The organism is Leifsonia sp. SIMBA_070 (genome assembly GCF_046534635.1).
Lineage (GTDB): Bacteria > Actinomycetota > Actinomycetes > Actinomycetales > Microbacteriaceae > Leifsonia.
On record NZ_JAWRYK010000001.1, the window covers coordinates 3,074,824 to 3,090,784 of the forward strand.

Consider the following 15,961-nt stretch of genomic DNA (forward strand, 5'->3'; position numbering starts at 1 on the left):
GATCTCTCCCTTGAGTGAGCCGTTCGCGCCTGCCTTCCGCTGTGGCGGACGCGATCGGTGGTGCTGGAGCCGTACACTCGGCATGTTCCGCGAATTTACAGCGCTGGATAATCGGTGTCAACCCAGGGTGACCGCTTGCCGCGGTCCGCTGTAGAGTGACCCAGCGGGGAACCGAATGGTGACGCGAGAGGATGCGCGATGGCGGTCAGGCTTCAGGACGTGGCGGAGCACGCCGGCGTGTCCATGAAGACCGTCTCCAACGTCGTCCGCAATTACGCCCACGTCAGTCCGCAGATGCGCGAGCGCGTGCAGCGCGCGATCGACGAGCTCGGCTACCGGCCGAACATCATGGGCCGTCGCCTCGCGACCGGACGCACGGGACTCCTCGCGCTCGCCTTCGCCGACGTGACCCTCCCGTACTTCGCCGAGCTGGCGCGTGTGGTCGCGGATGAGGCGGAGCGGCGCGGGTACCGGGTGCTCCTGGAGCAGACAGAAGGCACGATCGAGGGCGAGCGGGCCGTGGTCTCGGCGGGCGAATCCGGGCTCGTCGACGGCATGATCTTCCAGCCGAGCGTGATGAACTCCGCCGAGCTGGCTCAGAGCCGGACCGACATCCCCCTCGTGGTGCTGGGCGAGAACGCCGCACCTCTGACCGTCGACCGCATCATGATCGACAACGTCGAGGCCGCGCGGACGGCGACCGAGCACCTGATCGCACAGGGCCGAAGGCGGATCGCGTTCGCCGGCCACGAGGGCTCCCGCACCACGCGGACGTCGAAGCTGCGCATCGCCGGGTATCAGCAGGCGCTCGAGGACGCCGGGCTCACCCCGGAGCCGGAACTGCTCATCCCGAGCGTTGCGGTCTCGGCCGGCAACGCGGTCCGGGCGGTCGGCGCGGCGCTCGACGGGGGGCTGCGCTTCGACGGGCTCGTCTGCCGCGACGACCTGGCCGCGATCGGCGCCCTCCGCGCGCTCCAGGAGCGCGGCCTCCACGTGCCGGACGACGTGGCGGTGACGGGATGGGACAACACGCCGATGACAGCGGTGACGTATCCCTCGCTGACGTCGGTTGCCCCCGACATGCGGGGGCTCGCATCCCGGGCCGTCGAGATGCTACTCGAGCGCGTCTCCGGCTTCGACGGCATGGGGAGGCACGAGCTGGCGCCCTTCTCGTTGGTCACCCGGGAGAGCGCACCCGCCCTGCCATGACTGAGGGGCGGCTTTACAGCGCTGCACGGATCGGGCATGCTAAGGGGATGCTCACGGAAGAACGCCGCGCGGAGGCGGCCACCGCACAGGATGGGCGCTACCCGCGCCCACAGCTCGTCCGGGCCGACTGGCTCGACCTGTCCGGCGCCTGGACGTTCGCGTTCGACGACGATGACCGCGGCCGCCGCGAGCACTGGGAGTCGGCGACGTCGCTCCCGGGAGTGATCCAGGTTCCGTTCCCCTTCGAGTCGGAGGCATCCGGCGTGGGAGACACGGGCTTCCACCCGGTCGTCTGGTACCAGCGCACCGTCCTGCGCGACGAGGTGCCGGCCGGCGAGCGCCTGCTCCTCCACTTCGGTGCCGTCGACCACGCCTGCGAGGTGTGGGTGGACGGCCGCTCGGCCGGCCGGCACGAAGGCGGGTCCACCCCCTTCACCCTCGACATCACCGACCTGGCCGGCGACGGCGACTTCTCCCTCGCCGTCCGCGCCGAGGACGACCCCGCCGACGTGACGCAGCCGCGCGGAAAACAGGATTGGCGGCACCACCCCCACTCCATCTGGTACCACCGCACGACCGGGATGTGGCAGCCGGTGTGGCTCGAGACGGCGGCCGCCGTCCGCATCGAGCAGCTTCACTGGGTGACCGACGTCCCCGCCGGTGAGGTGACCGCCCAGTTGCGGCTCAGCCGCCCGGCTCCGGCCGGAACCACGGTCCGCATCCGGGTCGACCTCGGCACGGAGACGCTGGCGTCGGTGGAGACGGCGGTCCACGGGCGGGAGGTGGAGGTGCCGTTCCGCATCCAGCGCCAGAGCAACGGGCAGGCCTATGAAGAGCTGCTGTGGTCGCCTGAGCGCCCGACCCTCCTCGACGCGGCCCTCCGCCTGCAGGTGCCCGGCGCTCCCGACGACGTGGTGACCTCCTACTTCGGCCTGCGCTCGGTGGGCGTCGAGGGTGGACGGTTCCTGCTGAACGACCGCCCCTTCTACGTGCGCTCGGTGCTCAACCAGGGCTACTGGCCCGCGTCGCACTCCGCGGCCCCCGGCGCGGACGCCCTCCGTGCAGAAGCGCAGCTGATCCTCGACCTGGGCTTCAACGCAACGCGCCTGCACCAGAAGTACGAAGACCCGCGGTTCCTGTTCTGGGCCGACACGCTCGGCCTGCTGGTCTGGGGCGAGGCGCCCGCCGCGTACGCCTTCACCCCGGAGGCCGTGCGCCGGAGCATCGCGGAGTGGTCGGCGATCCTCGACCGCGACCGGTCGCATCCCTCGATCGTCACCTGGGTGCCCCTCAACGAGAGCTGGGGCGTGCAGCACCTCGCGCACGACGAGCGGATGGTGTCCTACGCCAAGGCGCTGGTCCACCTCACCAAGACGGTGGACCCGTCGCGGCCTGTCATCTCGAACGACGGCTGGGAGCACGCGGCGTCCGACATCCTCTCGATCCACGACTACGACCACGACGCAGAGCGCGTCGCCGCGCGGTACGCGAACCGCGAGGGAATCCTGGGCGCACCGTTCACCTTCGCGGGCCGGCGACTGATCGTCGACGATTCGCAGCGGACGGACGCTCCGCTGATGCTGACCGAGTTCGGTGGCATCTCCTACACCGAGAACGGCCCGGAGGACGCCTGGGGCTACTCCACCGCCACGAGCACCGGCGACCTCGTGGAACGTTTGCGCGCCCTGGTCGGAGCGGTGCGGTCGGCCGCCCCGCTGGCCGGGTACTGCTACACGCAGCTCGCCGACACCGGGCAGGAGACCAACGGACTGGTCTTCGAGGACCGCAGGCCCAAGGCTCCGATCGAGAAGCTGCGAGCGATCTTCGGCGCGTGACTCAGCGGTCCCTCGACCAGTAGGCGTAGCCGGAGGCGTGCCGGAAGCCGAGTGATCCGTACAGCCGATGGGCCGCGGTGTTGTCCGAGAGCACCTGCAGCCAGAGGTCGCTAACGCCGTGCGCCCCCGCGGCCCCGGCGAGCGCGACCGCAAGCGCCCGGGCCCGTCCGCGCCGCCGGGCCTCCGGACGTGTGGCCACCGCGTACAGTCCGCCCCACTCCCCGACGAGGGCGAGCCGCGCGACCGCGTCGGGGTCGGCCGGATCGCCGTGGCACGCATAGAGCGCCCGGCCGCCGGTGAGGATGCGCGCGGCGACGGCGAGCTCGGCCTCGCCGCCGCGGCCGTCCACCGACCACCAGGTGCGGAGCCACCCCTCGCTCGGCGCATCGGCGATCGTCACGCCTCGTTCATCGGCGCGATCCTCGATCCTCGACGCGATGTCCGTCCCTGACGCGATGTCCGTGCCTGACGCGACGTCGCTACGGTCCGCCACGAGGACGTCCGTCCGGGAATGCTCCCGGTACCCGAGCCGCTGCAGCTCTGCGGCGAGCCCCTCCGGCGACGCCGGACTGACCTGGAGCACCGGCGGGAGGCCGCGCGTTGCGTACCAGCGCTCGGCAGTCCCCACCGCCGAGGACAGGTCGGCCACCGCTCCGGCCGTGAGCACCGAGTTCGCCCTGCTGGTCACCCCGGCCGCGGCGCGGAGTGCCCACCCGTCCAGACGCTCCCGTTCGAGCGCCGGCCAACCCGCATCGGCGAGATGGTCGAGAACGGCCGGCTCAGGAGGATTCACCCTGTCGACGCTAGCGCAGGCGGCGTACCGTGCGTCTCATGACCGACACCCGAATCGCCGACGCTCCACCCGCGGACGCATCCGCGCTGACCGACTCCGAGGTCGCCGGGCTGAGCGCCAAGACCGTCGCCCACGTGATCCACTACCGGCGGAAGACGTACGTGACCAAGCCGTCCGAGGGCTACGCACTGCTGAAGAGGGTCCGGACCCTGCTGCGCGACGGCACGACGGACCTCGTGCCGCTCGTCCACCGCGACGGTTTCGTCTGGCTCGCGGTCGGGCCGAGCATCCCGATCGCGATCGACGAGATCGAGACCGACCCCGGTCACAGCGAGAACCACACGCTCAAGCGGCTCGGCCTCGACTGAGGGGTCGGTGCTGAGGGGTCGGTCTCGACGCGTGCGTCAGCGTCCAGTCGCCGGCTGCAGCTCCCGGAGCGCTGCGTCGTCGAGCGCCGCCGGTTCCAGCGCAGCCGCGTCGAGCGCAGCCGGCTCCAGTGCGGCCGGCTCCAGCGCCGCCTCGTCGAGCGCGGCCGGTTCGAGGGCAGCCGGCTCAAGGGCAGCCGGCTCGAGGGCAGCCGGCTCGAGCGACGGCATCAGCGGGAACGTCGGGATCGGCGCCGTCTCGGCGGGCCCAGCCGTCGTCGCGAACTCTTTCAGCCACGGCAGCAGCTCGGGACCGAGGTCCTCCCGCGCCACCGCCATCTGCACGATCGCCTTCAGGTAGTCCAGCCGGTCGCCGGTGTCGTAGCGCCGCCCTCGGAAGATGACCCCGTGCACACCGCCGGTCCAGGCGGGCGCGGTCGCGAGACCCTGGAGCGCATCCGTCAGCTGGATCTCGCCGCCCTTGCCCGGCTCCGTCTTCTCGAGGATGTCGAAGATCTCCGGGCGCAGCACGTACCGGCCGATCACGGCGTAGTTGGACGGCGCGTTCTCGCGACTCGGCTTCTCGACCAGTCCGGTGATGCGCACCACGTCGTCGTCGTCCGTCTCGACCACCGCGGCGGCGCCGTAGAGGTGGATGGACTCCGGGGGCACCTCCATGAGTGCGACGACGGTCGTGTTGAGCGCGTGCTGAACCTCCAGCATCCGGCCGAGGAGAGGGTCGCGGGCGTCGATGATGTCGTCGCCGAGGAGAACCGCGAACGGTTCGTGCCCGATGTGCATCTTGGCACGGAGCACCGCGTGGCCGAGTCCCTTCGGGTCGCCCTGGCGGACGTAGTGCATGTCGGCCAGTGACGTGGAGTAGCTCACTTTGAGCAGGCGGTCGGTGTCGCCCTTCTTGGCGAGCGCGTCCTCCAGCTCCGCATTGCGGTCGAAGTGGTTCTCCAGCGCGTTCTTGTTGCGCCCGGTCACCAGCAGCACGTCGTGGAGGCCGGAGGTCACTGCCTCCTCGACGACGTACTGGATCGCCGGCTTGTCGACGACAGGCAGCATCTCCTTCGGCATGGCCTTGGTGGCCGGAAGGAAGCGCGTCCCCAACCCTGCCGCCGGAATAACGGCCTTGGTCACGTAACTGCTCATCTGGTTCTCCTGATTCTCTGTGTCGTCGAAGGGGGCGGGGGCGGCGGTCAGCGGACGGGGGTCAGCGCGGCGAGGTCGTCGGGGAGGGGCTCCGCCTCCGGAACGGTGCCCATGGCGTGGAGGGTCCAGCCGGCACGGTTCCAGGCGGCTGCGTCGAGGCAGTTGCGGCCGTCGATCACCGTGCCCCCGCGGACGATCCCGCGCAGCTCCGCGGGGTCGGCGGTGGTGAACTCGTCCCACTCGGTGAGCACGACGGTGAGGTCGGCGCCGGTCAGCGCCTCCTCCATCGAGTCGGCGTAGCCGAGGGTCGGGTACAGCCGCTGCGCGGTCCCCAGGGCCTGCGGGTCGTAGACGACCACCTGCGCGCCGCGCAGGTGCAGCGCCGCCGCGACGTTGAGCGCCGGCGAGTCGCGCACGTCGTCCGTGTGCGGCTTGAAGGCGGCGCCCAGAACCCCGATCCGGCGGTTGAGGACAGACCCGCCCAGCGCCTTCAAGGCGAGGTCGATCACGCGCTGACGGCGGCCCATGTTGATCTCGTCGACCTGCTGCAGGAGGCCGACCGCGGCGTGCGCGCCGAGCTCGTTCGAGCGGTGCATCAGTGCGCGGATGTCCTTCGGGAGGCAGCCGCCGCCGAAGCCCAGCCCGGCGTTGAGGAACTGCCGGCCGATCCTGCTGTCGTGACCGAGCGCGTCCGCCAGCAGGCCGACGTCGGCGCCCGCCGCATCGCACACCTCGGCGATCGCGTTGATGAACGAGATCTTCGTCGCGAGGAAGGCGTTGGCGCTCACCTTCACGAGTTCTGCCGTCGGCAGGTCGGCGACCAGGACCGGTGTCCCCTCGGCGATCGGCTTCTCGTAGATCCGGCGCAGCGTGGCCTCCGCCTTCTGCGACGTGCCGCCGAAGACCAGCCGGTCGGGCGACAGGGTGTCCTCCACCGCCTTGCCCTCACGGAGGAACTCGGGGTTCCAGACCAGCTCGACGTCGATACCACCCGGCACGGCGTCGGCGATGATCGCCCGCAACCGTGCCCCGGTGCCCACCGGGACCGTCGACTTGCCCACGATGAGTCCGTCGTGGGTCAGGTTCTCTGCCACACCGCGGGCTGCAGCCTCCACATAGGAGAGGTTCGCGGCGAACGAGCCGGACTGCTGCGGCGTGCCGACGCAGATGAAGTGCACATCCGAGACGGCGACGGCCTCGGCGAGGTCGGTGGTGAACGTGAGCCGGCCGGCCGCGACGTTCCGGCGGATCAGCTCGGGCAGCCCCGGCTCGAAGAAGGGGGCGCGGCCCTCCTTCAGCTCCTCGACTTTGCGCGGGTCGGTGTCGACGCCGACGACGTCGAAGCCGAGTTCGGCCATGGCGGCCGCGTGGGTGGCGCCGAGGTAGCCGGTGCCGATCACGCTGATGCGCGGGGCCGGCTGGTCCTTGATCTTCTTCGGAGCGGTCATGGGATCGTCCTTTCTGGTGGTCACGGAGCAGGGGTGAGGACGAAGTCGTCCTCGGGTCTGGTGAGGCCGGTGATGAAGGCGGACAGTGAGTCCGCCCGGGAATCGATGCGCCAGTCGTTCGTGGCGCGCTCGCCCTCGACGTAGCTGGTCACCGCGAGGTTGAACCAGGAGAAGCCGATGATGTCGTCGTTCTCCGGCTTGCCGAGGGATTGGAACAGCGACGTGATCCAGGTGGCCTTGTGACCATCCGTCTCCGATGCGCCGATCTCGGCGAGGAGGATCGGTTTACTGGTCAGCGACCGGAGCTTGTCGAGGCTCGCTTTGAATGTGTAGTCGAAGCTGAAGTCGTTGTCCGACTTGTAGGGAGGGCGCAGGTAGCCGGAGAGCCCGACCCAGTCGACGTAGGCGTCGCCCGGGTAGAGGCCGTCCAGGTAGCCGGGCGCCTTGTGCGACGCGGGGAGGTTGTTGACGATGTTCGGAGCCCACACCCACACCACCAGGTTGTTCGCGCCCTCCTGCTGGAAGATGTCGTGAACGTGCCGCCACATCGTCACGTAGTCACCGACGTTGTTCCCGTTGATGGACTTGCCCTGCCCGTCGGTCTCCGACCACGGGTACCAGATGCCGTTCATCTCGTGGTCGAGCCGGATCCCCAGGGGCAGGCCGGTCGCCACGATGTCCTTGGCGTACTGGTGCAGGTAGGCGTCGAAGTCGCCGCGGATGATGTTCGGCAGCGAGTAGGCCGGTGCGTCGGTGGAGTCGTTGCCCGCGTCGATGGGGCGCGACTCCCACGTCATCAGCGGCATCCGCCCCTGCTGCCAGGCCCGGGTGACGGCGTTGGCGCGGAAGTTCTCATCCCAGCCGCTGAAATAGCCGACCATGTTGGGCGAGACGCCGACCTTCGCGCTCGTCGCGTCGAAGGTCGCCCAGTTGAACGGCGCCTGTTCGGTGTACATGCCGTAGTAGCGCTTCGCCGGGTTCACCAGATCGGCGCGGGCGGGGGCGGTGATCGGGGCGGCGGACGAGCCGGAACCCGAGCCGCCGCCGCTGCCCGTGCTGCCGCTGCTCGCCGTGGTGCCGGATGCGGACGAGCCGCCGCTCCCCTTCGCCTGCGCGGCGGCGAGCTGGCTCTTCATGCTGGCCAGCTGGCCTTCTGCAGCGGACGCCTTCTGCTGGGCGACGGCGAGCTGCTTGGCCGCGGAAGCCTGCGTGGCGAGGGCCGCCTTCTGCAGCGCGCTGAGCTTGCCCTTCTGCGACGCGATGGTTTCGGTGGCGCGGTCGAGGTTGCGCTTGAGCTCGGCGTTCTGGGCGGCGAACGGCGTCACCGCCTCGGCGGCCTGATCGACGGCCTTGCGGAGGGGAGCCCCGGTCGGGGACACCCAGACGTAGGCGGAGATCCCGACCAGGACGGCGGTGAGGACGAGCGCCGCGACCGTGGTGGCCTGCGAGCGGGACTTGGACTGGGACCACCAGGCGGCGGCCCGCGAGGGGGCGGTCTGGTCAGACAAGGAAGAGAGCCTCCAGGGTCAGGATCGCGATACCGATCAGGTAAGGGATGGCGGCGAGGGGGTTCAGACGGCGCTTGGTGCGCTTGGCGGCGGCCGGAGCGGCGGCAGGCGCCGCAGCGGCCGCGGCCTTGACCTCTGCGCGGGTGGCGAGCTGAGTCCGGGTGGCGAGTGCGGTCGCGGTCGTGACGCCGCCGACGGCGTCGGGCAGAGCGGATGCCGGGGCGGACGGGCCGGAGCGCGACGGCTCGGCGGCTCCGGACGCGTGCTGCGCGACCTCCTCCTCCGAGCTGATCTCTCCGGGGCCGCCGGCATAGGCACCCGCCCGGGTGCCCCATCCACTCGCGTGCGCCATCCGGAAGAACCCGATGAGACGGATCGGCATCAGGAAGAACGTCGACACGATGATGAAGACCGGGAGGCGGAAGAAGTCGCTCGGCTTCTCGGAGAGGTGCCGGATCTGGCGGATGGACATGCTGATCACCGACGAGGCGATCATCAGCGCGACCACGGTCAGGATGCCGCCCTGGATGCCGTACGACTTCAGGAAGCCCTCGTAGAAGTTGTAGCCGTTGCCGGTGATCGACCGGTACACCCAGCCGCCCAGCACGCCGGCGAGGATGAACGGCAGCAGGATGTCCATCACGAAGAAGAACGCGAGCAGTGGAGCGTGCCCGAGCATCCAGGGGAGCATGCGCATCGTGTTGTACTGGCTGCCGCGCGCCCAGCGGAGCTGCTGCTTGAACAGCTTCTTGACCTTGAGCGGGGCGTCCGTGAACACCAGGCTGGTGTGCTGATAGACCGTGCGGTAACCCTCCTTGAGGGTGAGGTTCGTCAGCGTGCGGTCGTCGGAGACCTCCAGGAAGACGCCAAGGAACTTCTCCGTCATGAACTTGTCCATGACGCGCATCAGGATCGAGCGGCGGAAGGCGATGGTGCGGCCCGGGAGGCAGCCGATCTGGCCGACGACGCTCTGCGCCGGCATCGAGTAGAGCGCGCGCGAGTTCTCGAGCCAGTCCGCCCAGCGGGTGATCCAGCTGCGTGTGGGCTCCAGGATGCGCTGCTTCGTGGTCACCCCGCCGACGCGCTCGTCGGCGAACGGCTTGACCAGCTCTGCCAGGGTGCCCTCGGTCCAGATGGTGTCCGAGTCGACCAGGACGGTGATCTCGCCCGTCGACATCTTGGTGCCGATCATGACCGCGTTGCGCTTGCCCGGGATGGGCGTGTGCACCCACCGGACCAGCGGAGCGAACTCCTCGCACACCTCGGCGAGCTCGGGGTTGGGGGCACCGTTGATGACGACGATGATCTCGCCGGGCCTCTGCTCGACCATCCGGCCGAGCACGTCACGGAACAGGTCGAGCGGTTCGTCGACGACCGGGACGACGACGCTGGTCGTCCCGGAGAACTCCCCGGTGAAGCCCCGGTAGCGCCGGGACATGAGGACCTTGACGATCCAGATGACCCAGATCAGGGCGGAGTAGATGGCGAAGAGATAGAACTCGGGATGCCCGCCGAGCATGTGGCGGAGCTGCAACAGGAAGATGAACACGGGCGGACCTCTCACAGGCGTGGTCTGGGCGGCATCCGCAGCGCTGGGGATCTGATCGGGTTCGGGTGGAGTCAGTTCTACGGGACGCTCGAAGTGGCCCGCAAGAGGGGGTCGACGCAGGGGTTCCGGCGTGTCGAGGGCAGGCTCGCACAGCGGGGTCCGCAGACAGGCGGACACGGACGCAGCCGCCGGGAACGCGGGCAGTGAGTCAGCAGCAGGGCATCGGAAGGCCCGGTCAACGGAGGTTTCCGGCTTCAATGCGCTCGAGGAGGACGTTCACGATGACACGCCCGGGCGCCCCACGTCTTGTCCCCCGGCCGAGGGGACGGAGGCCCCGACCTGAGTGTGACGAACTTTAACACCGGTGTCACACGCCGTTCACACAACGAAGGGGGCGGCCGCCGGATCGGCGACCGCCCCCTTCGGGCAAAAGTTGCGCGTCAGTCGTTGACGACGATGATGTCCTCCAGCGGACGGCGGGTGCGCGGCGCCTGCTCGCGCTCGCGCAGCGGCTCCGGCAGCGAGTCCGCGTCGGCCACGGTGCCCAGTGCGGTGACGGAGACAGGCTCGAAGCTCTTGTCGATGTCGAAGGCCTTGCGCACTCCGTCGATGTCGAAACCGCCCATCTGGTGCACGTGGAGACCGTCGTGGTGGGCCTGGACGCTCAGGTGCGCGACCGCCTGGCCGAGGTCGTAGGTCGCCCAGCGGCGCTCCTTGCCCTCCGCGTCGACGAGTTCGGCGACAGCGACGATCAGGACGCTCGCCTTGCCGGCCCACACCTGGTTGAAGCCCATCAGGTTGGCCACGATGGCGTCGAACGCCTCGGAGCCCCGGCGCGCCACGATGAAGCGCCACGGCTGCGTGTTGGCCGCGGACGGCGACCAGCGGGCGGCCTCGAGCGCGGCGGTCAGCTTGTCCTCGTCGATCGGGGCGACGGGGTCGAAGGAACGCGGGCTCCAGCGCTCGGCGAGTGCTGGAAGCAGCGGGACGGAGGTCTCGGCGGTGCGGATGGTGTCGGAGGCGATGGACATGGTTGCTCCAGAGATGCGGATGAACGGGGGACGCGGCTCCATTGCCTGGCTATACCCATGTAAACACATGGGTCGCTCAGGTATTCCGAGCCGCTTCCCACCGCCTCCGCGTCGCCGCCGAGACCGCGCTGGCGGCGTGCTAGGGACGGACCAGCGTCTTGATCGCGCGGCGCTCGTCCATCGCGGCGTAGGCCTCGCCGATCTCGTCCAGCGGCACCTCAAGGTCGAACACCTTGCCCGGCCCGATCGCGCCGGACCAGACATCCTGGAGCAGATCCTCGACGTAGTTGCGCACCGGTGCGACACCGCCGTTCACACCGATGTTGCTCTGGAACAGCGGGCGAACCGGCAGCTCGGGGCCGCCGTTGGGCACGCCGACATAGCCGACCGTCCCGCCCGGGCGCGCCGACCGGATCGCCTGGTCCATCGACTCCTTGGTTCCGACGGCCTCCAGCACGCAGTCGGCGCCGATCCCGTCGAAGAGTTCCTTCACGGCCGCGACGCCGGCATCCCCACGCTCGGCCACGATGTCGGTCGCGCCGAACTCGCGGGCGAGCGCCTGACGGGACGCGTGCCGCGACATGGCGACGATGCGGGAGGCGCCGAGGCGCGCGGACGCCAGCACCGCGCAGAGGCCGACCGCGCCGTCCCCCACGACCACGACGGTGCTACCCCGGGTGACCCCGGCGGAGACGGCGGCGTGGTGCCCGGTGCCCATCACATCCGACAGGGTCAGCAGGCTCGGGATGAGCTCGGCGCGCGGGTACTCCGGCGTCGCGACGAGCGAGCCGTCCGCATGCGGGACGCGAACCCGCTCGCCCTGGCCGCCGTCGGCGAAGCCGCCGATGCGGTCGTCGGCGCCCCACCAGCCGCCATGCAGACAGGAGGTGCTGACGCCGTTGCGGCAGTTCACGCACGTCATGTCGCAGTCGTAGAACGGGGCGATCACGAAGTCGCCGGGGGCGATGGTGCGGACGGCCGAGCCGACCTGCTCCACCACGCCGACGAACTCGTGCCCGATCCTGCGGGGCTCCTTCGTCGGGGTGACGCCGCGGTACGGCCACAAGTCGCTGCCGCAGACGCAGGCGGCGACCACGCGGACGATGGCGTCGAGGCCATCCGCCCCCTCGCCGGTGTAGAGAACGGGATCGGGGACGTCTTCGAGGCGCACGTCGCGCTCTCCGTGGATGACTGCAGCACGCATGCTCCGAGCCTACGCGCACGGAGGGCGCCCTCCCTCTCGGAAGGACGCCCTCGCTCCGCTGCGGGCTCCGCTACTCGTGGACCGCGTTCACCGTGAGGTGGTCCGACTCGCGGTCGAGGTCGACGCGCACCAGGTCGCCGTCGCGGATCTCGCCGGCCAGCAGCGCGGTCGCGAGCCGGTCCTCGATCTCGCGCTGCATCAGCCGCCGCAGCGGCCGTGCGCCGTAGATCGGGTCGTACCCGCGCTCCGCCAGCCAGGCCCGCGCATCCGGAGTGACCGCGAGCTCCAGGCGGCGCTCGGTGAGACGCTGCATCAGCCGGTCGATGCCCAGTTCGACGATCTCGCCCAGCTCCTCCTGCGTCAGAGCGGAGAAGACCACGATGTCGTCGAGGCGGTTCACGAACTCCGGCTTGAAGGCCTGCCGCACCATCTGCAGCACGGCCTCCTCGCGCTCGGCGGGGGAAAGCGTCGGGTCGACCAGGAACTGGCTGCCGAGGTTCGACGTCAGCACCAGGATCGTGTTGCGGAAGTCGACCGTGCGCCCCTGGCCGTCCGTCAGGCGACCGTCGTCGAGCACCTGCAGCAGAACGTCGAACACCTCGGGGTGCGCCTTCTCGACCTCGTCGAGCAGGATCACCGAGTAGGGCCGGCGGCGGACCGCCTCCGTCAGCTGACCGCCCTGCTCGTAGCCCACGTACCCCGGAGGGGCGCCGACGAGCCGCGAGACGGAGAACTTCTCGCCGTACTCGCTCATGTCGATCCGGACCATGGCCTTCTCGTCGTCGAACAGGAACGCCGCGAGAGCCTTCGCCAGCTCGGTCTTGCCGACGCCCGTCGGGCCGAGGAACAGGAACGATCCGGTCGGGCGCCCGGGGTCCGAGATGCCGGCACGGGTTCGCCGGACGGCATCCGACACCGCCTGCACGGCCTTCTTCTGGCCGATGATGCGACGACCCAGTTCGTGCTCCAGGTTGAGCAGCTTTTCGGTCTCGCCCTGCGTGAGCCGGTCGACCGGGATGCCGGTCCACGCCGCGACGACGGCAGCGATGTCGTCGGCCGTGACCTGCTCGTTCACCATCCGCGGGTGCTCATGCTCGGCCTGCTCGGCCTCCGCCAGCTCGCGCTCGATCGACGGGATGGTCTCGTACTCGATGCGGGAGGCCTCCTGGTACCGGCCGTCGCGTAGCGCGAGATCGCGCCGGGTCTTGGCCTCCTCCAGCTGGGAGCGCAGCTCGCCGACGCGGTTCAGCGACGCCTTCTCGGCGCGCCACCGGGCCTGCAGCTCCTCCAGCCGGCCCTCCTGCTCCTGCAACCGCTCGCGCAGCTGCGCCAAGCGCTCCTTGCTGGCCTCGTCCTTCTCCTTCTTGAGGGCGAACTCCTCCAGCTTCATCCGCTCCACCTGACGCTGCAGCGTGTCGATCTCGACCGGCGCCGAGTCGATCTCCATCTTCAGCCGCGAGGCGGCCTCGTCGATGAGGTCGATGGCCTTGTCTGGCAGCTGGCGGGCGGTGATGTAGCGGTTGGAAAGGGAGGCTGCGGCGACGAGCGCCGAGTCCTCGATGGTCACGCCGTGGTGCGCCTCGTACCGGCCCTTCAGCCCGCGGAGGATCGCGACGGTGTCCTCCACCGACGGCTCCCCGACGTACACCTGCTGGAAGCGGCGCTCGAGGGCGGCGTCCTTCTCGATGAACTCGCGGTACTCGTTCAGAGTGGTGGCGCCGATGAGGCGCAGCTCACCGCGGGCGAGCATGGGCTTCAGCATGTTGGAGGCCGCGACCGACCCCTCCCCGCCGCCGGCGCCCATCAGGATGTGCAGCTCGTCGACGAACGTGATGATCTGGCCCTCGGCGTCGTTGATCTCCTTGAGGACGGCCTTCAGCCGCTCCTCGAACTGGCCGCGGTACATGGCGCCCGCGACGAGCGCGGACAGGTCGAGTGCGACCAGCTGCTTCCCCTTGAGCGAGTCGGCGACGTCTCCCGCGACGATGCGCTGGGCGAGGCCTTCGACGACCGCGGTCTTGCCGACGCCGGGCTCGCCGATGAGCACGGGGTTGTTCTTGGTGCGGCGGGTCAGCACCTGGCTGACGCGCCGGATCTCGGCGTCCCGCCCGATGACCGGGTCGAGCTTGCCGCTCTTGGCGATCTCCGTGAGGTTCACGCCGTACTGTTCCAGTGCGCTCTTCGCCTCCTCCTGCGTGGAGGGCGCACCCTGCATGTTCGCCATCTGGTTCCTTTCCCATTCGTTGTGGGCAAACTTGAGTCTACTAAGCTCAACTTTCTAGAGCGAGGGGTAATTCCCGCAGAGTGCGGGAAAAACGCATTGCGGCCAGCTACGACATCCGAGTGACCTTCGCCGTTACGATCGAGCCATGAGTACCGAGCTGCCTTCCGAGGAGTACCTCACGCCGCTCTACTCCCAGCGGGATGTGGCGCAGATCCTGGGCGCCTCGCCGTCGACCGTTCAGCGGTGGCTGATGGGATACGGCACCGGAGGGGATCACCGCGAGCCGCTCGTCTCCGGTGTGGACGCAGGCAAGGGATACACGGTCCCCTTTCTCGGATTGGCTGAGGCGTTCGTCCTGAACGCATTCCGCAAGGCGGGGCTTCCGATGCAGCGGATCCGCCCGGCAGTCGACGCCCTGAAGCGCGAGTTCGGCCTTGAGTACGTGCTCGCGAGCAATCGGCTGGCCCATGACGGGGCGGAGATCCTTCTCCGCTCCGAGGATGAGCACGATCGCCGGCTTGTCGTCGTCCGCGACGGGCAGGCCGTCTTCAACGAGGTGGTCGAGGACTACCTCAAGAACATCGACTTCACCGTGGGCTACGCATCCAAACTTCACCTGCCGCAGTATCGAGGCCTCGACGTGACGGTTCAGCCGGTGATCAACGGCGGCCGCCCCACGCTCGAGAGACGCGGGATCGCGCTGGCCGATGTTCTGGGCCGCGTGCGGGCCGGCGAATCGCCGCGCGCCGTGGCCGACGACTACGGGGTCGAGCCCGAGGACGTCTTCCGCCTCAACGTCCTCGCCGCCTAAGAGTGAGCCTTGAATTCTTCCTCGACCGCGGGATGGGATCGAGGCTGGTCCCTCAGGGCTTGAGAGCGCGCGGATGGTCCATCACCACCATGGATGAACGCTACGGACGAGACCATTCGCAGGGGATCGAGGACGCCCGCTGGATCCGAGAGGCTTCGGCAGAGGGCAAGGTGGTGATCTGCAAGGATCGCAATGTAGCCAAGCGCCCGCTCGAGGCGCAGGCGATCTACTACTCCGAGGCGCGCGTGCTCGTCCTCGCGTCGGCTCAGATCACCGGAGACGAGATGCTCGATCACCTTCTGAACAACGAGGAAGCGATTCACCGTTTGGCCCGGCGGACGGGGCCCTGGGTGCAGGCCGTCTACGCCAACAGGCTAGGGATGATCCGGCTGAATTTCTCGTGACGCCCATTGCACCGAGACGGTGGGCACGGCTGTAGCCTGTCGCCATGGTGGATCCGGCCGACCTGCGCGTCGTCGTGCTCGACAGCGCCACCGCGGCCACGCTCGCGCAGGTGCTCCCACTGCTGCTGCTCACGCTGATGGTCGAACTCCGGCGCATCGAGGTGCACCGGCGCGGCAACATCATCGCCACCCGCGTGCTGCTCGGGCTGTTCTTCATCGCCTTCGGGGTGATGGAGACCGTGTTCGTCCTCTCGATCGACGGGGAGCTCATCCCGTTCAGCTGGAGCGACCTGCTGTGCGGGCTCGCCATCTTCGCGCTGCTCGCACTGCTGTTCTTCCTCTCGCTGCTGGACTCGCCCTCCACTCGGCACCGTAACGACGATCTCTGAAAACTACTGGTAGCGGTACTACCGGTAGTGTTA

At 69.4% G+C, this 15,961-nt stretch carries 13 protein-coding genes and 1 pseudogene; 6 read left to right on the forward strand and 8 right to left on the reverse strand.

Annotation, left to right across the window (positions count from 1 at the left end):
- Positions 1-198 precede the first annotated feature (198 nt).
- Both SB754_RS14535 and SB754_RS14540 read left to right on the forward strand, forming a co-directional pair.
- The gene (locus SB754_RS14535; RefSeq protein WP_410783018.1) at positions 199-1,209 is read left to right on the forward strand and encodes a LacI family DNA-binding transcriptional regulator; all 1,011 of its coding nucleotides are present in this window, start codon (positions 199-201) and stop codon (positions 1,207-1,209) included.
- 47 nt (positions 1,210-1,256) lie between these two features.
- Positions 1,257-3,044, forward strand: coding sequence for a glycoside hydrolase family 2 protein (locus SB754_RS14540; RefSeq protein ID WP_410783019.1), 1,788 nt, complete (start codon positions 1,257-1,259; stop codon positions 3,042-3,044).
- A 1-nt stretch (position 3,045) separates the two neighbouring features.
- On the opposite strand, the gene SB754_RS14545 is transcribed toward SB754_RS14540, so the two are convergent.
- Entirely contained in the window at positions 3,046-3,837 is a 792-nt protein-coding gene (locus SB754_RS14545) for a GNAT family N-acetyltransferase (RefSeq protein WP_410783020.1), read from the reverse strand.
- A gap of 38 nt (positions 3,838-3,875) precedes the next feature.
- Between SB754_RS14545 and SB754_RS14550 the strand changes: the two genes are divergently transcribed.
- Positions 3,876-4,205, forward strand: a complete 330-nt coding sequence (locus SB754_RS14550; RefSeq protein WP_410783021.1) for a hypothetical protein — start codon at positions 3,876-3,878, stop codon at positions 4,203-4,205.
- Between the two features lie 270 nt (positions 4,206-4,475).
- Here the strand turns inward: SB754_RS14550 and galU are convergent.
- The 7 genes and pseudogenes from galU to SB754_RS14585 form a co-directional block, all read right to left on the reverse strand.
- Positions 4,476-5,360 (reverse strand): annotated as a pseudogene (gene galU, locus SB754_RS14555) (UTP--glucose-1-phosphate uridylyltransferase GalU); the annotation flags it as partial.
- Positions 5,361-5,407: 47 nt separating this feature from the next.
- Complete coding sequence (locus SB754_RS14560; protein WP_410783022.1) at positions 5,408-6,808, reverse strand: UDP-glucose dehydrogenase family protein; 1,401 nt, start codon at positions 6,806-6,808, stop codon at positions 5,408-5,410.
- Between the two features lie 20 nt (positions 6,809-6,828).
- Positions 6,829-8,316 carry a glycoside hydrolase family 26 protein gene (locus SB754_RS14565; protein ID WP_410783023.1) on the reverse strand — a complete coding sequence of 496 codons (1,488 nt, stop codon included), beginning with the start codon at positions 8,314-8,316 and terminating at the stop codon, positions 6,829-6,831.
- Positions 8,309-9,865, reverse strand: a complete 1,557-nt coding sequence (locus SB754_RS14570; RefSeq protein ID WP_410783024.1) for a glycosyltransferase family 2 protein — start codon at positions 9,863-9,865, stop codon at positions 8,309-8,311. Before SB754_RS14570 ends, SB754_RS14565 begins: the two co-directional genes overlap by 8 nt.
- Positions 9,866-10,305: 440 nt before the next feature.
- Entirely contained in the window at positions 10,306-10,896 is a 591-nt protein-coding gene (locus SB754_RS14575; RefSeq protein ID WP_410783330.1) for a nitroreductase family protein, read from the reverse strand.
- A 139-nt stretch (positions 10,897-11,035) separates the two neighbouring features.
- Complete coding sequence (locus SB754_RS14580; protein WP_410783025.1) at positions 11,036-12,100, reverse strand: zinc-dependent alcohol dehydrogenase family protein; 1,065 nt, start codon at positions 12,098-12,100, stop codon at positions 11,036-11,038.
- 70 nt (positions 12,101-12,170) lie between these two features.
- Positions 12,171-14,324 carry an ATP-dependent Clp protease ATP-binding subunit gene (locus SB754_RS14585; protein WP_410783026.1) on the reverse strand — a complete coding sequence of 718 codons (2,154 nt, stop codon included), beginning with the start codon at positions 14,322-14,324 and terminating at the stop codon, positions 12,171-12,173.
- Positions 14,325-14,469: 145 nt separating this feature from the next.
- Between SB754_RS14585 and SB754_RS14590 the strand changes: the two genes are divergently transcribed.
- The 3 genes from SB754_RS14590 to SB754_RS14600 are packed head-to-tail and all read left to right on the forward strand — an operon-like array spanning position 14,470 to position 15,928.
- On the forward strand, positions 14,470-15,135 hold the full coding sequence (locus SB754_RS14590) for a DUF433 domain-containing protein (protein WP_410783027.1): 666 nt from the start codon (positions 14,470-14,472) through the stop codon (positions 15,133-15,135).
- Between the two features lie 2 nt (positions 15,136-15,137).
- A complete protein-coding gene (locus SB754_RS14595) occupies positions 15,138-15,539 on the forward strand; it encodes a hypothetical protein (protein WP_410783028.1) in 402 nt (133 codons plus the stop codon).
- Between the two features lie 44 nt (positions 15,540-15,583).
- Positions 15,584-15,928 carry a hypothetical protein gene (locus SB754_RS14600; protein ID WP_410783029.1) on the forward strand — a complete coding sequence of 115 codons (345 nt, stop codon included), beginning with the start codon at positions 15,584-15,586 and terminating at the stop codon, positions 15,926-15,928.
- Positions 15,929-15,961: the final 33 nt, after the last annotated feature.

What these genes read in the sequence shown, in the direction of transcription:
- SB754_RS14580 (WP_410783025.1), bottom strand. Translation starts at nt 12,100, where the DNA reads ATGCGTGCTGCAGTCATCCACGGAGAGCGCGACGTGCGCCTCGAAGAC.
- SB754_RS14590 (WP_410783027.1), top strand. Translation starts at nt 14,470, where the DNA reads ATGAGTACCGAGCTGCCTTCCGAGGAGTACCTCACGCCGCTCTACTCC.
- SB754_RS14550 (WP_410783021.1), top strand. Translation starts at nt 3,876, where the DNA reads ATGACCGACACCCGAATCGCCGACGCTCCACCCGCGGACGCATCCGCG.
- SB754_RS14540 (WP_410783019.1), top strand. Translation starts at nt 1,257, where the DNA reads ATGCTCACGGAAGAACGCCGCGCGGAGGCGGCCACCGCACAGGATGGG.
- SB754_RS14560 (WP_410783022.1), bottom strand. Translation starts at nt 6,808, where the DNA reads ATGACCGCTCCGAAGAAGATCAAGGACCAGCCGGCCCCGCGCATCAGC.
- SB754_RS14535 (WP_410783018.1), top strand. Translation starts at nt 199, where the DNA reads ATGGCGGTCAGGCTTCAGGACGTGGCGGAGCACGCCGGCGTGTCCATG.
- SB754_RS14585 (WP_410783026.1), bottom strand. Translation starts at nt 14,324, where the DNA reads ATGGCGAACATGCAGGGTGCGCCCTCCACGCAGGAGGAGGCGAAGAGC.
- SB754_RS14600 (WP_410783029.1), top strand. Translation starts at nt 15,584, where the DNA reads ATGGTGGATCCGGCCGACCTGCGCGTCGTCGTGCTCGACAGCGCCACC.
- SB754_RS14575 (WP_410783330.1), bottom strand. Translation starts at nt 10,896, where the DNA reads ATGTCCATCGCCTCCGACACCATCCGCACCGCCGAGACCTCCGTCCCG.